Annotated in this window: 13 protein-coding genes; 9 read left to right on the forward strand and 4 right to left on the reverse strand. The window is 38.9% G+C overall.

Annotated elements, in window-relative coordinates:
- The first annotated feature begins 172 nt into the window (after positions 1-172).
- The 9 genes from PQO03_RS08015 to PQO03_RS08055 all read left to right on the forward strand — a co-directional run bounded on the left by PQO03_RS08015 (position 173) and on the right by PQO03_RS08055 (position 10308).
- A complete protein-coding gene (locus tag PQO03_RS08015; RefSeq protein ID WP_274149375.1) occupies positions 173-1897 on the forward strand; it encodes an MFS transporter in 1725 nt (574 codons plus the stop codon).
- Between the two features lie 286 nt (positions 1898-2183).
- Positions 2184-4943: an MASE1 domain-containing protein gene (locus PQO03_RS08020; RefSeq protein ID WP_274149376.1), complete on the forward strand. Its 2760-nt coding sequence runs from the start codon at positions 2184-2186 to the stop codon at positions 4941-4943.
- 300 nt (positions 4944-5243) lie between these two features.
- Positions 5244-5384 (forward strand): hypothetical protein, encoded by a 141-nt coding sequence (locus PQO03_RS08025; protein WP_274149377.1) that lies wholly within the window; start codon positions 5244-5246, stop codon positions 5382-5384.
- Between the two features lie 138 nt (positions 5385-5522).
- Positions 5523-5888: a BlaI/MecI/CopY family transcriptional regulator gene (locus PQO03_RS08030; RefSeq protein ID WP_274149378.1), complete on the forward strand. Its 366-nt coding sequence runs from the start codon at positions 5523-5525 to the stop codon at positions 5886-5888.
- Complete coding sequence (locus tag PQO03_RS08035) at positions 5885-7444, forward strand: M56 family metallopeptidase (protein WP_274149379.1); 1560 nt, start codon at positions 5885-5887, stop codon at positions 7442-7444. The genes PQO03_RS08030 and PQO03_RS08035 overlap by 4 nt, the downstream gene beginning before the upstream one ends.
- 308 nt (positions 7445-7752) lie before the next feature.
- Entirely contained in the window at positions 7753-8274 is a 522-nt protein-coding gene (locus PQO03_RS08040) for a MerC domain-containing protein (protein ID WP_274149381.1), read from the forward strand.
- Positions 8275-8429: 155 nt separating this feature from the next.
- Positions 8430-8705 (forward strand): type II toxin-antitoxin system RelB/DinJ family antitoxin, encoded by a 276-nt coding sequence (locus PQO03_RS08045; RefSeq protein ID WP_274149383.1) that lies wholly within the window; start codon positions 8430-8432, stop codon positions 8703-8705.
- Complete coding sequence (locus PQO03_RS08050; protein ID WP_274149384.1) at positions 8698-8967, forward strand: type II toxin-antitoxin system RelE/ParE family toxin; 270 nt, start codon at positions 8698-8700, stop codon at positions 8965-8967. The genes PQO03_RS08045 and PQO03_RS08050 overlap by 8 nt, the downstream gene beginning before the upstream one ends.
- A gap of 303 nt (positions 8968-9270) precedes the next feature.
- On the forward strand, positions 9271-10308 hold the full coding sequence (locus PQO03_RS08055; RefSeq protein ID WP_274149385.1) for a C-type lectin domain-containing protein: 1038 nt from the start codon (positions 9271-9273) through the stop codon (positions 10306-10308).
- Positions 10309-11412: 1104 nt separating this feature from the next.
- Here PQO03_RS08055 and PQO03_RS08060 read toward each other — a convergent pair.
- The 4 genes from PQO03_RS08060 to mraY form a co-directional block, all read right to left on the reverse strand.
- Entirely contained in the window at positions 11413-12510 is a 1098-nt protein-coding gene (locus PQO03_RS08060) for an IS110 family transposase (RefSeq protein ID WP_274149387.1), read from the reverse strand.
- A 353-nt stretch (positions 12511-12863) separates the two neighbouring features.
- The gene (locus PQO03_RS08065; RefSeq protein WP_274149388.1) at positions 12864-14531 is read right to left on the reverse strand and encodes a DEAD/DEAH box helicase; all 1668 of its coding nucleotides are present in this window, start codon (positions 14529-14531) and stop codon (positions 12864-12866) included.
- A gap of 180 nt (positions 14532-14711) precedes the next feature.
- On the reverse strand, positions 14712-15062 hold the full coding sequence (locus tag PQO03_RS08070) for a hypothetical protein (RefSeq protein ID WP_274149389.1): 351 nt from the start codon (positions 15060-15062) through the stop codon (positions 14712-14714).
- 3 nt (positions 15063-15065) lie between these two features.
- A complete protein-coding gene (mraY, locus tag PQO03_RS08075) occupies positions 15066-16169 on the reverse strand; it encodes a phospho-N-acetylmuramoyl-pentapeptide-transferase (protein ID WP_274149390.1) in 1104 nt (367 codons plus the stop codon).
- Between the last annotated feature and the right edge of the window lies 1 nt (position 16170).

The raw sequence follows: 16170 nt of genomic DNA on the forward strand, positions 1-16170 counted from the left end.
TTTAATAGCTTCATACTCTCGTAGTGGGAGCTGAAATATACAAGTAAGACAGAGCTTTGCCCTAGACTAAAAAAGCCTTTGTCAAAAATCCGATCAGCAAAAAATATAAAAAGCTTAAACTGTCAAAAAAACTTGTAGCGTGGCGTATTAAACCATAAAGCCCACGGAATCCATGAACTCAGAATCAAGTAACAAAACTCCTTTCGATCAAGTCCTTGCCTTTGGAGCAGGTGGTATCATCCCCATTGCTTTATTTAATATTGCAGGACAACTCATGGGACTTATCGGCAATATAAGCCTCGGCTTAAGTGCCTTTTTACTTGGAACAATTATGATTATCCCCCGCTTATGGGATGCCGTATCCGACCCCATCATGGGGAATATCACCGATAATACTCGAAGTCGTTGGGGACGTCGACGTCCCTATATCTTAATTGGTGGCTGTATGGTTGCCGTCAGCTTTATCTTGATGTGGTGGATACCTCAGGGCGAATGGATCAGATCCATATTCCCCGAAGAATCCGCGTACCAATGGTTCCAACTCGCTTACATCCTTTTCTGGCTTATCGTATTTTTCACCTCATGTACTGTTTTTGAAATCCCCCACGGGGCGCTAGGAATGGAGATGTCGAGCGATTCTCACGAACGCACGCGCTTGTTCTCAGCAAAAAGCTTCATGGGCAATCTCTTTGCCATGGGCACACCTTGGCTTTTTGCTCTCGCTAACATGGAGTTCTTTAAGGGCGTTGGTGGCAACGAAGCCGATGGCATGCGCTATGTTTCCATTTTAGTTGCAGTCGTACTCATCCCACTTTGCGTATGGTCCTTTCTCAAACTTCGTGAGCCTGGCTTTGAAATCGCCAAAAAACAAAAGAAACTACCCTTTTGGAAAGAATTTCGTCATACCATGAAAAATAAAAATTTCCTCATTCTCATTATGATAATTTTCACTTTAGCCATGGGCTTTAATTTTGTCGGCCTGCTCGGTTATTACATTCCTATTTTTTATATATTTGAAGGTAACAAAGACGCTGCTGGACCATTACTGGGCTTCAATGGTACGATCTGGGCTTTAACTGGATTACTGGCTGTTTTTCCTCTCAATTACCTTGCCAAACGATCGGGAAAGAAAACAACCCTCATCATTGCCATATCACTTATGGTTTGTGCGCAATTATCAAAAATCGTCTGCTATAACCCCAGCTATCCCTACCTCATCGTCATCCCCACTATTCTCCTCTCAATTGGCATGCTCTTTTTCTTTACCTTGGGCTCATCTATGGTGGGTGATATTTGCGATGAAGATGATTTAAAAAGCGGCCAACGTGCCGAGGGAAGCTACTACTCAATTTTTTGGTGGTTCATTAAGATGGGCACTGCTTTTGCTAGCTTTGTTACTGGACTGCTCATTACCTTCGTAGACTTTAATGAAGTTCAGGTCAAATCATCCGATATAATCAGCGGTAAACTCAAAGAGAGCCTAAGCCTTGTTGAAAGTAAAGATAAATACAATCAGGATACTTTGAAAACTCAAGTAACTGCCACGATCGCTGAACTCGATCATTTCATACTTTCACTTAATGAAAAAGAAGTAGACGAGCATAATACGCAACTCTTAGTCGTCTGCCAGGCTATTCGACAAGAGCTTAAATCTATCGATCTCACTAAAGATGATATACCATCCATTCAATCAGACTTAAGTTCCAGTCTCTGGCAGAGTCAGTCCCTCACTTTGCAAAGTCCGCAAACTCTTTTCTGGATGCGTGCGGTCGAAATTGTACTGCCTTTACTACTCTGTGCTATTTCCTTACTCTTCACCCTCTACTACCCACTAGATGAAGAACGTTGCTTAGAAATCCAAGCCGCACTTGCAGAACGCAATAAGAAACTGGACTAATAATCGACTTAGATTAACTCATCTCATAAATCATCAAAGTAAAACCCAGTCCTATCCTTTATTTTTAGTGTTTTTTTGCTTTCTAGAGTGAGCTGTTTTATATTGCTTGTACTTTGGAAAGGAGTAAATACAATATTTACATCTTCCCAAGTAATGGACAAATTCATCGGAAAATAACATTAAACACTCGTTTTAATTTCTTTTACAAGATAGAGTTAATTAGTGCCAGAATAAATTCGAGAAATAATTGGGAATAAGGGCTATCACAACTCAAATTAACAAAAAAATGCTCTACCCTAATTTGGCTATAGTTATACTCTATATCTGTTTAGCTAAATTTGCCTTACTATTCGCTATCGGACCAGGATTCTCTACCCCCATTTGGCCGGCTTCAGGATTAGCACTAGCAGTGGTTTTAAAATGGGGCAAACAGATTCTTCCTGCCATCTTCTTGGGCTCCTTTCTTACGAACACTATGCAACAAGGGATCGATAATCCTAATACCTTATACATCAATGCTTTTATTGGCTTAGGAGCCTGCCTTCAAGCTTTTACAGGGGCGTATTTAATTCGGCGTTTCTCCAAGGCTCATACACCACTAGATAGCATCACTGAAATCAGTAAGTTTTTTTTCTGGGGTGGAATCATTTCTTGTCTCATTGGAGCGAGTATCGGGAATTTCACTCTACTGAAATTTAACATCATCACGACCCATGATTTTTTTCATAGTTTTCTTACCTGGTGGTTCGGAGACCTTTTGGGAATTGTATCGGTGAGTATATTATTTTTATCATGGATATCTAAAGAAAATATTTCATGGCAAAAACGGCGTTTAGCCATCACTGTAACCGCTCTAATCAGCTATGCCCTTATGATCTTTATTTTATTGCTGGCTGATCATGTGAAAACGAGAGAATCTCAGTATATATTTGAGCAAAAATCGGCACTTATTTCAGAGAAATTCACTGATCACATGCATCAACATTTAGCCATTGGTCATTATGTAGAAGGTCTTTTCCAAAGTAGCCAAGAAGTGACACATGATGAGTTCAAGATTTTTACTAACACTACATTTATAAACGAAGCTGATTCTCCATTCATTGAATGGCACGAACGTATACCTCACCATAAACGCCCCCTCTACGAGCAACAACAGGGTATCTCTACTATCTTAGCACTAGATAGTTCTGACAACTTTGTGAGAGCCAAAAAAAATAACGAGTATGTAGTGACTACTTATACTAAACATAAACAAGACTTCGGGATTGCCCTAGGTCTAGATATTAACTCCATCAAAAGTAATCAATACTCACTCAAGCAAGCCCGTGACTCAGGGAAATACGTCATTACTGCTTCAAAAATGTGCCACCATAAGCAATCTTGCATGACTATATTTTATCCTATTTACGATAAAAAGGTCGAAAATAGTATTCTCAGTCGACAAACTCATTTAATTGGTTACATCTCAAGTCATCTTCATATAAAAACTTTTATGACTCACCTGCTTACGGATTTAGATGTGAATGACCTTAATCTAGAAATTGTAGATATTACTGACAGCAAGCAGACGCAAGTGATTTTCAGTCTCGTCGGCAAGAATTATCAGCCAAGGAATAAGCTTCTAAGATATTCTTTACTTGCTCCTCTCTCTTTCCATAAATGGCAGATTAACATTACGGCTAACAAGTCATTTTGGGCGGCTTCTCAAATTGAACAGCTACTTTTTATGCTGCTTACGGTTTTAATCATATCGACCTTATTAAATGGTATCACTTTAATTGTCACTGCCCAATACGCCGAAGCCGATAAAATGTACTCGCTCAAAATGAACTTATTAAAACAAGAAACTTTAGCTAAAGTTGCTGCTGATGACGCCAACCATGCCAAAAGCTCTTTTCTCGCTAATATGAGTCACGAAATTAGAACACCCATGAATGCCATCTTAGGTTTTTCTGAGCTACTCAATAAAATGGACCTACCTAAAACCCCAAAAAAATTCATTAACAATATTCATGATAATGGCAAGGCATTATTGAATTTAATTAATGATATCCTTGATATATCTAAAGTGGAATCAGGTAAAATGGAACTTAGCTACGAAGCAAGCTCTATTCATGAATTTATATCGAATCTTGAAGCATTATTTTTACTCAAAATGGATGAGAAAAATCTTCAATTTAATATATCAATTGATGAGCAATCACCCGACTACCTTATGCTTGATCTAAGTAAGCTTCGCCAAGTGCTAATCAATCTCATTAACAATTCTATTAAGTTCACTCCAAAAAACGGGCGTATTAGTTTGAGCGTCTCCACCCATGAGTCAGCTGTGTCCAACTGTACTAATTTAATTATTTCACTTGAGGATACAGGCATTGGTATTCCCTCCGATCAAATAGAGACAATTTTTCAGCCCTTCCAACAACGTGTAGGACAGTCACAGGAACAATATGGAGGCACTGGACTAGGATTGGCTATCAGTCTTGATTTTATTCACTTAATGAAGGGGGATATCAAGTTGAAAAGTACCGTCAATAAAGGTTCCTTATTCACTATTACTCTTCCCGATGTTCCCATCGCTGATATCACTCAATCGGGACCATCTAAATTAGAACTCGCTACAACAATAGCGTTTGATCCCGCAGTTATCTTAGTCTGTGATGATTCCCCTATCAACCTAGAGTTAATACGTCATATGCTCGAAAACTTCCCTTTTACACTAGTTGAATGTCAGAATGGCAAAGAAGCCTTGGAACATTTAAAAATAACTTCATGTGATCTCATTTTACTCGATGTGATGATGCCTGTAATGAATGGTTACGAACTTGCGAAAGAATTGAAAAATGATATAAAACTACAAAACATCCCGAGAATTGCTTTAACCGCAATAGCACTGAAATCTGAACAAGTAGAGATTCGTTCTCTGTGTCAAGAATTACTAAGTAAACCCCTTACACAAGATCAACTCCTGCAAAAACTAGCTCTATTTTTACCCCATAAAATCAACACACACACACACACACATCTGATACTCACCATTAAGTAAAACCTTAATTTGGCAAAAGCGTATCTCCTCAAAATATGAACTTACCCAAAAACTTAACAGCAAATAACCAACCACATTCCTACCCAATGCATATAATGTGAATGTTAGTGAGAAACAAATCAAGAAAAAGAAGTAGATGAGCATAATACGCAGCTATTAGTCTTCAGTCAGACTATTCGACAAGAGCTTAAATCTATTGATCTCACTAAAGATGATAGACCATCCATTCAATCAGACTTAAGCTCCAGCCTCTGGCACAGTCAGTCCCTCACTTTGCAAAGTCCGCAAACTCTTTTCTGGATGCGTGCGGTCGAAATTGCATTGCCTTTACTACTCTGCGCTATTTCCTTAATCTTCACCCTCTACTACCCACTAGATGAAGAACGTTGTTTAGAAATCCAAGCCGCGCTTGCAGAACGTAACAAGAAAATGGATTCATAATCGACTTACACATCTCACGGATTCAGGATATATAGTAAAACCAAGACCTGCTCTTCGTTTTTTTTTGAATATTGCTTGACCACTGAGATTACAGATGTAGTCTTATTGGACTACAAGAGTAATCCAATAAGGTTGAATATGAATATATCCGATGCAGAATTTGAAGTGATGCGTGTCATTTGGGCAAGTAAAGAACCCCTAGCATCCAAAATGATCATTTCAGAACTAACTGAAAGAACAGACTGGAAACCTAAGACAATGCAAACTTTGATAAGCCGCCTCGTAAAAAAGCAGGCACTAGATTTTACACAAGAAGGACGCACTTATACTTATTTCGCCAAGGTGAGTGAAGAACAATGTTTAGCGGAAGTGAGTGAAGGTTTTTTAGAGCAATTTTTTGGTGGATCCTTGATGCCGATGCTCTCGCATTTTGCGGGAAGTAAAAAGATCAGTAAAGAAGAAGCTGATTTATTGCGCAAACTACTCGATGAGAATCAATCGTGAATTATCTCAGTGAGGCACTGATTCAAGGTAGTTTATTACTCCTAGGTCTGACCTTTACTTTAGTTATCTTGAGACCTTATCTAAGCCCTGGATCAAAATTACTGTTGCATAAATTAGTTTTCTTGAGGTTTTTATTACCCGGGCTCTTTTTAGCTAGCCTAAGCTTAAGTCACTTTTCTAAAGATGTTCCCATACTTACTCAGTCCGTAAGCCCTTTGTCGATTAAATCGGAGCCATCCATAAAACCAGAGCAAGTGAATCCGATAAATAATTTAACGATTGTCAGTATCTCAAAAAAATCTCAATGGCCCCTTTTCAAAATCTGGTTGAGTGGTGTCCTCCTGTGTTTAGGACTTTCTGCTTATTTTAGCCTCAAGCAACATAAGAAATTAAATTCGCGGGTACCTCTTTTGCAGGAATCAACTACAACGCTGCTCAATGACTGCCGAAAACGCGTTGGAGTCAATCGATTCCTTGGACTAAGTGAATGTACTCATCTAGCCAGTCCGGCACTTTACGGATTACTTGAGCCAGAAATCATTCTACCGCTTGGCTTGGTAAATGAACTAAGTAACGAAGAACTTGAACATGTCTTTTTACACGAATTAACCCATCTCAAAAATGCTGATAATTGGTGGGATTATTTCTTTTTGACAATTCAAATCCTCAATTGGTATAACCCTCTAGTCTGGTGGTTTCGAGCCCGTACACAGGAATTACAGGAGCAAGCTTGTGATGCACAGGCGATCTCTTACCTAAATGAACCTAAAGCCTATGCATCTACTTTAATCAAGGTTTTAGAGTTCCCCAATTTACCGATGTGGCCTCGAAGCCAGGGCATCACCTACCTAAGTCAAAATAAAAAGCAATTAAAACGGAGAATAACAATGATTGGCAAAAAATACAATAACTTTAGTTACATTGCGGCAGTAGTTTTATTATTAGGCTTGTTAAGTACAGGCTTTGCAACTTCAGAATCCATCGCAACTGAGACTGCGCAAAACGCTAAACATCTAGTTAAGGATATAGACCAAAAACAAATCGTAATTAAGAGCCAAATTATTGAGGGAGTAGATATCCTAACTGCTCCGGCAGTCATTACCAAGGAAGATCAGACAGCTACAATTAGAATTGTACAAGAGCGCTATCTTCCCAAAAGCTGGCAGAAACCTAAGGCAATAGAAAAAGGAAAGGGCCTTGAAGTCGTTTCTAGTAAACCAGTATTTGGTGAGCCGACTGAGCTTGGCATTTCCTTGGAAGTCACACCTTCCTTAGTACGACTTCCTAAATTTGCGGGACAAGTTCACCTAAGTGGTAAAGTGCTGATAACTAAAATGGCGGATTCAAAAATCTCTCAACATGAGTTAAAAGTGGATGGCCAGTCCATTGGAAATCATATTCTGGCTATCGAGTCTAGCGAAGCTAGCTTCTCTTTAGTCACCGAGAACGGTAAAAATTCTGAAATTAATATAACTTTTAATGGTAAGCCGATTATAATTAAAATCGAGGCAGAAGTTCTAGATTCGAATGGTCTTTCTCTCTTCAAAAAACCTTAATTTGGCGTAATAGCTAATTTAGAGTATTTCCGATGCGGGCGTATGCCCGCTAATAAAAAACACATGGGACAGCTCTTACATTAATTTCCGTCGCAGCTTAAAGTGAAAGTGAATTTTTTACCTTCCTTTTGACTCCTTAAAAACAGAAAAAGAAAAACTATTTGAGACACTTTTGAATTATCCCTTTTCTATAACCAGTCTTTGATTTTTTTTGGCTTAAAAATTCATCTTGAATAGAGAGTAAACACAAGCTATAGTTATTGATAATGAATTATCAATATCAATATAAATGAATCGGAACTCTAACTATGCTAAAAAAACTTAATGCCGACCTTATCGGTAGTATTGCCTCAATAATCTGTCTTATACACTGCCTCTTCATGCCATGGATTCTCATGTTTTCAGGAGTTTGGTTAAGTCAATATTTTAGTCACCCACTCTTTCATCACTTAATGCTTATCGTCGCTTTGATAATAGGTATTCCTGTCTTTCTAAGATCTTACTTTAAATACAATTCAAAACTTGTATTATTTTTGGGCATCATAGGACTTAGTTTAACTAGCTATGGCACTTTTAGACAAGAACCATGCTGTCCTCATGATTTAAAACAAAATATTACTCTAGTAGAATGCAGTGATTGTGACTTAATAGTAACACAGCCTGAAACTAAGACTGATTTACCGTCTTTTAATCTAAGTTCTACTCAAGAAAATATAGAGTTAGAAGATAATTTTCGATCAGTACCTTTGGGAGTCGCTTTTATTTTATTAGCCCATATTTTGAACTTCAAACATAGAAAAAAGTGTAAAATCCAGTGCTGTACAAACTGAAAAAAAATCTTGGATGTTAGTACTTCAAAATCACCTGCCCCCTTATTTTCCTCAGTATACAAGAGTTACACAAGATATTTTATATCATAAAGCCATTTGATATTACCATGCTAATGTATTACTATGTAATATATAACAATACATCAGGTTACATTATGAAAACGGAATTGATTAGTACTAGAATCGAACATGACTTAAAAGTTGAGTTCACCAACATCTGTGATGATTTAGGTTTAAGTCCATCACAAGCTATTAAACTGTTTGCTAAAGCTGTTATCAACTATGGCGGTATTCCCTTCCAGTTAAAAGTTAAGCAACCTAACGCTGTAACTCGTCAAGCTATGGAAGAGTTAGAAAGTGGCAAGGGAACTAGAGTCAAGGATGCCACAGAACTATTCAGTGACTTGGGTGTAGATATTCAGGATGCTTGAACTCGTATATGGTAGTCAATTCAAAAAGGATTTTAAGAAAGCTCGTAAGCTTCCGATTGAAGATTTAAGCAACATTTTCAAAATCATATCGACACTTCAAAGTCAAACGCCTTTAGACCAAAAGTACAAAGACCATGATCTAACTGGAAACTATAAAGCTTATCGGGAATGTCATATTAAACCCGACCTACTTTTAATTTATACAGTCGATGGTAAAGATTTATCATTGGTTAGAATCGGGTCTCATTCAGAATTATTTTGACTCGATAATATTGCTTAGTACTTTACGGACTTTTACATGATATAAAAACTTCCAGTAATCTCAGTTTCATATAAGCAATTAGAAGAATTCTAACACGCATCAAGGAGCTACTACTTTGTCCTAATTTACCCATTTCCTAAAAAAGTCTCCTTATTTTCCTGTACCCATACCTCCCCCCATGACCCCATTAAGAGAAAAAGGCCAAATGTCTAATTTCCGCTGAAACCGCATAATCTAAATAGATTAATGAGTTGAGAAATCGCCATATTACTCTATTTTGAAGCAATTAATTATAGAGGGAATATGAAAACAATTCTAATGGCATTAATGCTTAGCCTAACGACAGCTACTTGGGCTCAAGGCACACTCGATGAATTAAAGCAGACTCACGAACTCAAGACAAAGGTTTTGGGCAAAAAGTACAATAGTAGTTGTGAAAGCTTGAAGACAAAGCTTTGTGAGCTTGAAATTAAACTACAAAATAAATTCATGGAATCGGCAAACTTAGATAGCGCTACTTATATGGATGATATTATCAGAGATAATAAACCCACAACGGCAACACCACCCGAGTACAAAAAGCTTTTAGCCGCTTTTAAGAAGCGTATGGATAAAATTGAAGTCGGATACCAAAAACAGCTTCAAGAACAAATAGAGAAAACTAAAGTCGATGCGAAAGAACTTATTAGGTCTTATATGCGTAAAAAAGATCTTGCCTCTGCTAAAGACACAAACGCTTACATGCTCAGTCTGAAAATCGACAAACCCGCTACCCTTGCTAAAACTGAAACAGTTGAGCTGCCTACGGTTGTTGCTGGAGTTACTAATGACAAGATGCTTAAAGTGAATGAAAATGACGAGAAGCATAAAAGCATTACGATTGAAAAAATCGAAAAAGGTCTTGGATACAAGACCTCTGCTTTGATAAGAAAAACAAATCATAAGCTGGCTTCATTCTGTAAAAGCACGGGTAATTATTATAAGTTTTTTCCTACAGGCATAGATGTGACTTGGGAGCAAGCACAGCAGCAATGCCGTGAAATGGGTGGGCATTTAGTTACCATTACCAATGAAAATGAAATGTCTCATGTTTTATCCCTCCCAAACTTACCTGAAGGACAATTAGCTTTCATAGGAAAGTCTGACATGAATTTATCGGGTAATTGGGAATGGATTACTAAAGAAAAAATGACATATATTAATTGGTACCCAGGGCAACCTGATGGTCCGAAAGGTGGTTCAAAAGGACAATATTATGGCTTGCTTTATAAAAATCATTTTAGCGATGTCAATAACAATTGGCAAAGTCTAAATGGTTTTATTTGTGAATGGCCTAAGTAGTCATAAAGCTCCTCGGGCACGCCCTATCACCTAGGCAAGTCTTCGCCTTAACCCACTGAGCTGAAACCTTTTGAGACCATGATAGTTTTCAGCTTTGAAATAGTCGCTTCAGAGAGTGATCGTATATTATCGGCAGGTTGGGCTCGCTAATTTAAATATTAAAAAGCGCAACTATGAAGAGGAACATCGGGGACAGGAGAACATCGGGGACATCCATTTAGCCAAATTTGTCAAGTAGACAATAAATCTTTGTATCCGTTTTTTTGATTTTCAAAACGACTTGTGCTTAAAAATGTTTAGTTCAGCTCATCTTTGTTTCTTCTTTTCGGGTACGGGTCTTTCACTTAATGTGAAGTCCCTCCAGACATCCATATAAGGTCAAAGGCTTTAAAGGAGCCCTGTCGATCTATTCAGCTTTTCTTTTTAGCTGCTAACCGACGCCTTAGAAACTACTTGCGGTCAATCCCTCGCTGTCCTATTCAGGTGTAAATCAAGGCTCAATTCTATCATGTGGAATCGTCCAGTACATAGCGGGCTCAGTAAGGGGTGAGTCATCATCTAAACTTCTTTTGATTTAAAGAAATCTTTTACATCCATTTAGCCAAATTTGTCAAGTAGACAATAAATCTTTGTATCCGTTTTTTTGATTTTCAAAACGACTTGTGCTTAAAAATGTTTAGTTCAGCTCATCTTTGTTTCTTCTTTTCGGGTACGGGTCTTTCACTTAATGTGAAGTCCCTCCAGACATCCATATAAGGTCAAAGGCTTTAAAGGAGCCCTGTCGATCTATTCAGCTTTTCTTTTTAGCTGCTAACCGACGCCTTAGAAACTACTTGCGGTCAATCCCTCGCTGTCCTATTCAGGTGTAAATCAAGGCTCAATTCTATCATGTGGAATCGTCCAGTACATAGCGGGCTCAGGTGTAAATCAAGGCTCAATTCTATCATGTGGAATCGTCCAGTACATAGCGGGCTCAGTAAGGGGTGAGTCATCATCTAAACTTCTTTTGATTTAAAGAAATCTTTTACAGCGATCTAATCAGGTGATAGAGGCTCAAAGTCCAAGTCCCCAATGACGGCTTCACTGCAAAAGACTCCAGATTTTTTAATTATTGAGTCTTTGTAAACGTTCATATTTTTGTCTTCCAAAAAAATCAATGGGATCAAATTTTTGTTTTCTCTGGAGCATGAAATAAATGGATCGACAAATCTTATGAGTGTAAATAGCTCTAGCTTTACGTTCGCCGTGTTGCCTTATTAGGTCATGTGAAAAAGCTTTCATCAAAGGGTTTCTTTTTGATAGTACGGCAGCCTGACTATAGGCCCATTTTAAAAATGGATTACCTATTTTTGCTCCACTATAACCATAACTTTTACCCGCACTTTCTTTTTTACATTTAATCACTCGACAATAACTTGAATACTTACCTGGGCTTTTAAACCTTTTGATGTCGTGAGTTTCATAGATAATGACCATACCAAGGGTATCGCCTACTCCAGGCATTGACTTTACTATTTCAAATTCTTCATTGTAGGCACTATTTAAAGTTAATTCTTTGAGATCTTTATCCACTGCGATCAACTCTTTTGTATAAGCCATCAATAGATTTGTGTTGAGCTGATAGTTCCGTTCCATCGCGATGCCACCTATCCCAGAAAAGTCCTGATATTCTACTAGATTTTCTAGTTTATCTGGTTTTGACCTCATGTATAAAGTACTTTCTTTTAGCTCGTTTTGTTGCTCAAAAATATTCATGTAGACTGATATTCCAGACTTGGACTGCACTAACTTTATACGCCTTCGTAAGAGGTCTCTATGAGAGCGGTATTCTGCTGGGCAAGCATAGGCGTGAGGCAATAAATTCGTGCGTAATAAATCAGTGATTTTTTTGCTATCAATTTTATCGTTTTTAGCTTTTCCTCCGTGAATAGATTTCATATAGAGCGCATGACCAAGAGTGAATTCAATATTCTCTGAACGACAAAAATCTGCAAGAGGGTACCAATTATAAGTGCTCTCACAAGCAATAGTGAGGTCATCGACATAAGGCGCCAAGACCTTCTTCATATAGACAAAATTATTATCTCGGATGTTTTTATGCAGCATTATATTTCCTTCCTTGTCCATGACACAAATATGAGCAGATGACTTGTGAAGGTCAATTCCACAATGATATTTCGTTTTTGAGTTATACATTTCCATGAGGTAATTTCCTTTTTTTGTTTGTGTGAAACTTCAATAAAGGTCATTGCCTCGTTCTTTGCCAAATTTCCACGCTGATATTATTCAGTGCGGTACTTGGCTAAGCGTACTATCAGGAGAACATCGGGGACAGGTGTTCTGTGAGTAACAAGGAAAGGTAGCCTTAGACAGACGACAAGGAAAATCGGAGACAGGTGTTCTGTGAGTAACAAGGAAAAGTAGCCTTAGACAGACGATAGGCCTGTGATCTAAACATCCTAATTAGACGACTAAGGGGCGGTGCCCCGTTTAAGGATAAACAAAAAAGCCTCATTTCGCTAGAAATGAGGCTTACAGAAAGAACTTAAAAACTTTTAGCGACGCTTATTGCGATGATGTCCGCCACTGCGTTCTTGATGACGAGATCCACCGCCACCGCGATTGCCACCATGCTTATTTCCACTACGTTTTTGAACAAATTTACTATTGCCGTGCATTTTCTCATGAGCATCAGTCATTCCTTCTGCAGGAACTTCTGCAGGGAGCTGCATTTCGATGTAGCATTCAATTTCTGGCAATTCAAAACCACTATTCTCATCGGCAAAACTAATCGCCTTGCCCGTAGCTGAGGCTCGACCTGTACGACCTACACGGTGAACATAATCTTCTGGCTCATAAGGAAGTTCATAATTGACAACGTGACTTACATCATCAACGTGAATACCACGACCAGCAACATCAGTTGCTACTAAGACCTGTACAGTACCTGCACGAAACTCTTCAAGAATACGCATACGTTTTTTCTGTGGTATATCACCTGTAAGCAATTCGAGTTTATCGATGCCATATTGATAAAGTTTATCCGCTAAACGTTCACAATCGAATTTCCTATTAGCAAAAATAATCATTCTACTCACAGGCTCATTCTTGAGGTGCCATAAGATGACATTTTCTTTTTGATTTGCGGTAACAGTGAAAACTTTTTGAGTGACATTTTTCGAAACTATAGTCTCGGGATTAATCTCGATTTTTACATAGTCATCACTGAGCCAGCTCGATGCCAAATCCAAAACAGATTGACTGAGGGTGGCAGAATATAGTTGAGTAATTCTCTTCTCGCGACCAGGTAAATAACCAACGATTCTACGAACATCAGGAATAAAACCCATATCAAGCATGCGGTCAGCTTCGTCAATACAAAGGAACTCAACTTCACTAAGGTTAATCATTTTGCGACGGTGATAGTCCATTAAACGACCTGGAGTTGCAACCGCAATATCAACACGTCCGCGTAAAACCTGAGCTTGCTTATCAAAATCCATACCGCCAAAGAAAGTTTCGACGCGAATATCGCAATACTTACCTAAGCCGATAGCATCTTGACCAATCTGTAAGGCTAATTCACGTGTAGGAGCTAAAATCAGTGCACGAGGTGTACCGGCTTTAACTTCTGTCTGTGGATTATTGACAAAATGGTTATACATGGAAATCAAAAATGCCGCTGTTTTACCGGTACCCGTCTGCGCTTTTGCCGCTACATCTTGGCTCTTTAAAGAAATGGGTAAAACGCCTTCTTGTACGGGAGTACAGAATTTGAAATCCATATCGTAAATGGCACGTTGTACTGCCGGACATAAATCCATTGACAAAAAGGCTGTCTTAGATTCTTCTTGAGGAATTTCGCCGGGATTAATCCATGAGTTATCCGCTTTAGCCGGAGTTAATGGCGTCACGTTTACATTATTGTGTCTGGGGCTGTGTGAAGGTTTATCAGAACCCTGCTTTTGATGCTTGCCCATGTTATTATTGTTCTGATTATGGCGTGGCTTCCGTGATTGTGACGAGCCGTTTTCTTGTGATTGGCCAGAGTCTTTTTTATGTGACTGCGAAGACGTATTTTTTGGCGCTTGTGACGCTGTGTTTCTCTGTGGTTTTTGGTGCTCGTTTTTTTTCTTATTTTGAGTCGAGTCTTGTTGAGCCTGGGGCTTTTTTGCCTCTGCTGCTTTCACTGGGGCTTCACTAGCTCCAAATATCTTTTTCAAAAAGCCTAACAATATGTTTCTCCAATTATAATTAATTCGCTGAATCTAGGGGGAGTACAGCTATTCTACAAGCCCCTATATCGCTCAAGGCTCTAGCACTTGACTTTATTCATTCAATTAAAAAGTCATAGCGCTCTATCTTACATTAAGTTAATGATATTTCGTCTGCTTCCACAAAAACTATTGACGTGGATAAATCGCTCCTGCACCTCGTTTCACCAAGCCGCCTTTAGTCATTTTTACTTCATAGTAAACAATTAAGGCCCCTTCGTGAACCACGGCAGTCGCCTCTAATTCATACTCCCAACCATCCACTTCGCCAGTGGTCTCTAAAGGTTTATTTAAACGCAAACCAGTCGCCGGAAACTCGACGCGCTCAGTCGCACTTAATTTGTAATAGCATTCTAAGCTATATGCCCCATCGTAAATTTCGTAAGCTGTCAAACGCCATTTCGGGTCGCTCTCAACAGGAGCCAAGAAACCACATGAAACTAAAGAGATCAAACTAATGATAAGAAGTATTTTTTTCATTTTTTACCTTATTTTTAAAGTTGCTAAACCTACTGCAGCACAGATGGCTCCAATAATCCAAAAGCGCGTGACAATCTGGGTCTCAGACCAACCCTTTTTTTGAAAGTGGTGATGAACTGGTGCCATCAGAAAAATTCTTTTGCCGCCAGTCGCTTTGTAGTACAGAGTTTGTAAGAGTGATGAGCCCGCTTCCATGACAAAGACGCCACCAATAATAGGCAAGATCATTTCTTGCTTCACAATAATAGCCATAATCCCTAGAGATCCACCTAGAGCTAAGCTACCCGTATCTCCCATAAACATTGCTGCGGGCTTACTATTATACCATAAAAAACCCATGCACGCTCCGACAATGGCTGCACCAAACACCGCAGCTTCACCGCAACCTTTGATATAAGGCGTACTCAAATATTCAGAATAAGTCATATTACCACAGAGATAGGCAATTATCATATAGCTCATCATCGAAATAATCATCGCACCTGTCGCTAAGCCATCCATACCATCACTTATATTGACGCCATTGCCCGTTCCCCAGAGTACAAAAACTCCATAAATCATAGCTACCCACATGGGCATATATAACAAGGCTTCTTTCATGAAAGGTATCGTTAAGAGAGGTGCACTATCCCGAGTATCAGGCGCGCGAAACAAAATAAAAATTGCGGCAATCGCAATAATCATTTCGGCAAATAACCGTAGCTTACCAGAGACACCATCATTGCCTAAAGGTCCTTTCATCCTACGTACTTTTCGAAAGTCATCCCAAAAGCCCAACAAGCCAAAACTCAGCATCACCATCAAGCACAAGCGCGTCACCATTAGGTCCAAGCGTGCCCATAACAAAGTCGACACCAAGACTGCAAGGATAATGAGAATCCCTCCCATCGCAGGAGTTTTACCTTTGATTTCACATAACTCTTCTTCGGAGACAAAACCCGCCAAACGCTGAGGCGCAATAGCAAACTCTTTCAAAAAGCGAATCATTGCCGGCGCAAAGATCACCACAATTAAAAAAGCTAATGCCGCAGCACCCGCAGAACGAAATGTTAAATATTTAAAAATTCGCAGTGGCGAATTCTCGTATTCACTTAACCAATAAAGCATT

Origin of the sequence: Lentisphaera profundi (assembly GCF_028728065.1) — a bacterium.
In the GTDB taxonomy this organism is placed as follows: domain Bacteria; phylum Verrucomicrobiota; class Lentisphaeria; order Lentisphaerales; family Lentisphaeraceae; genus Lentisphaera; species Lentisphaera profundi.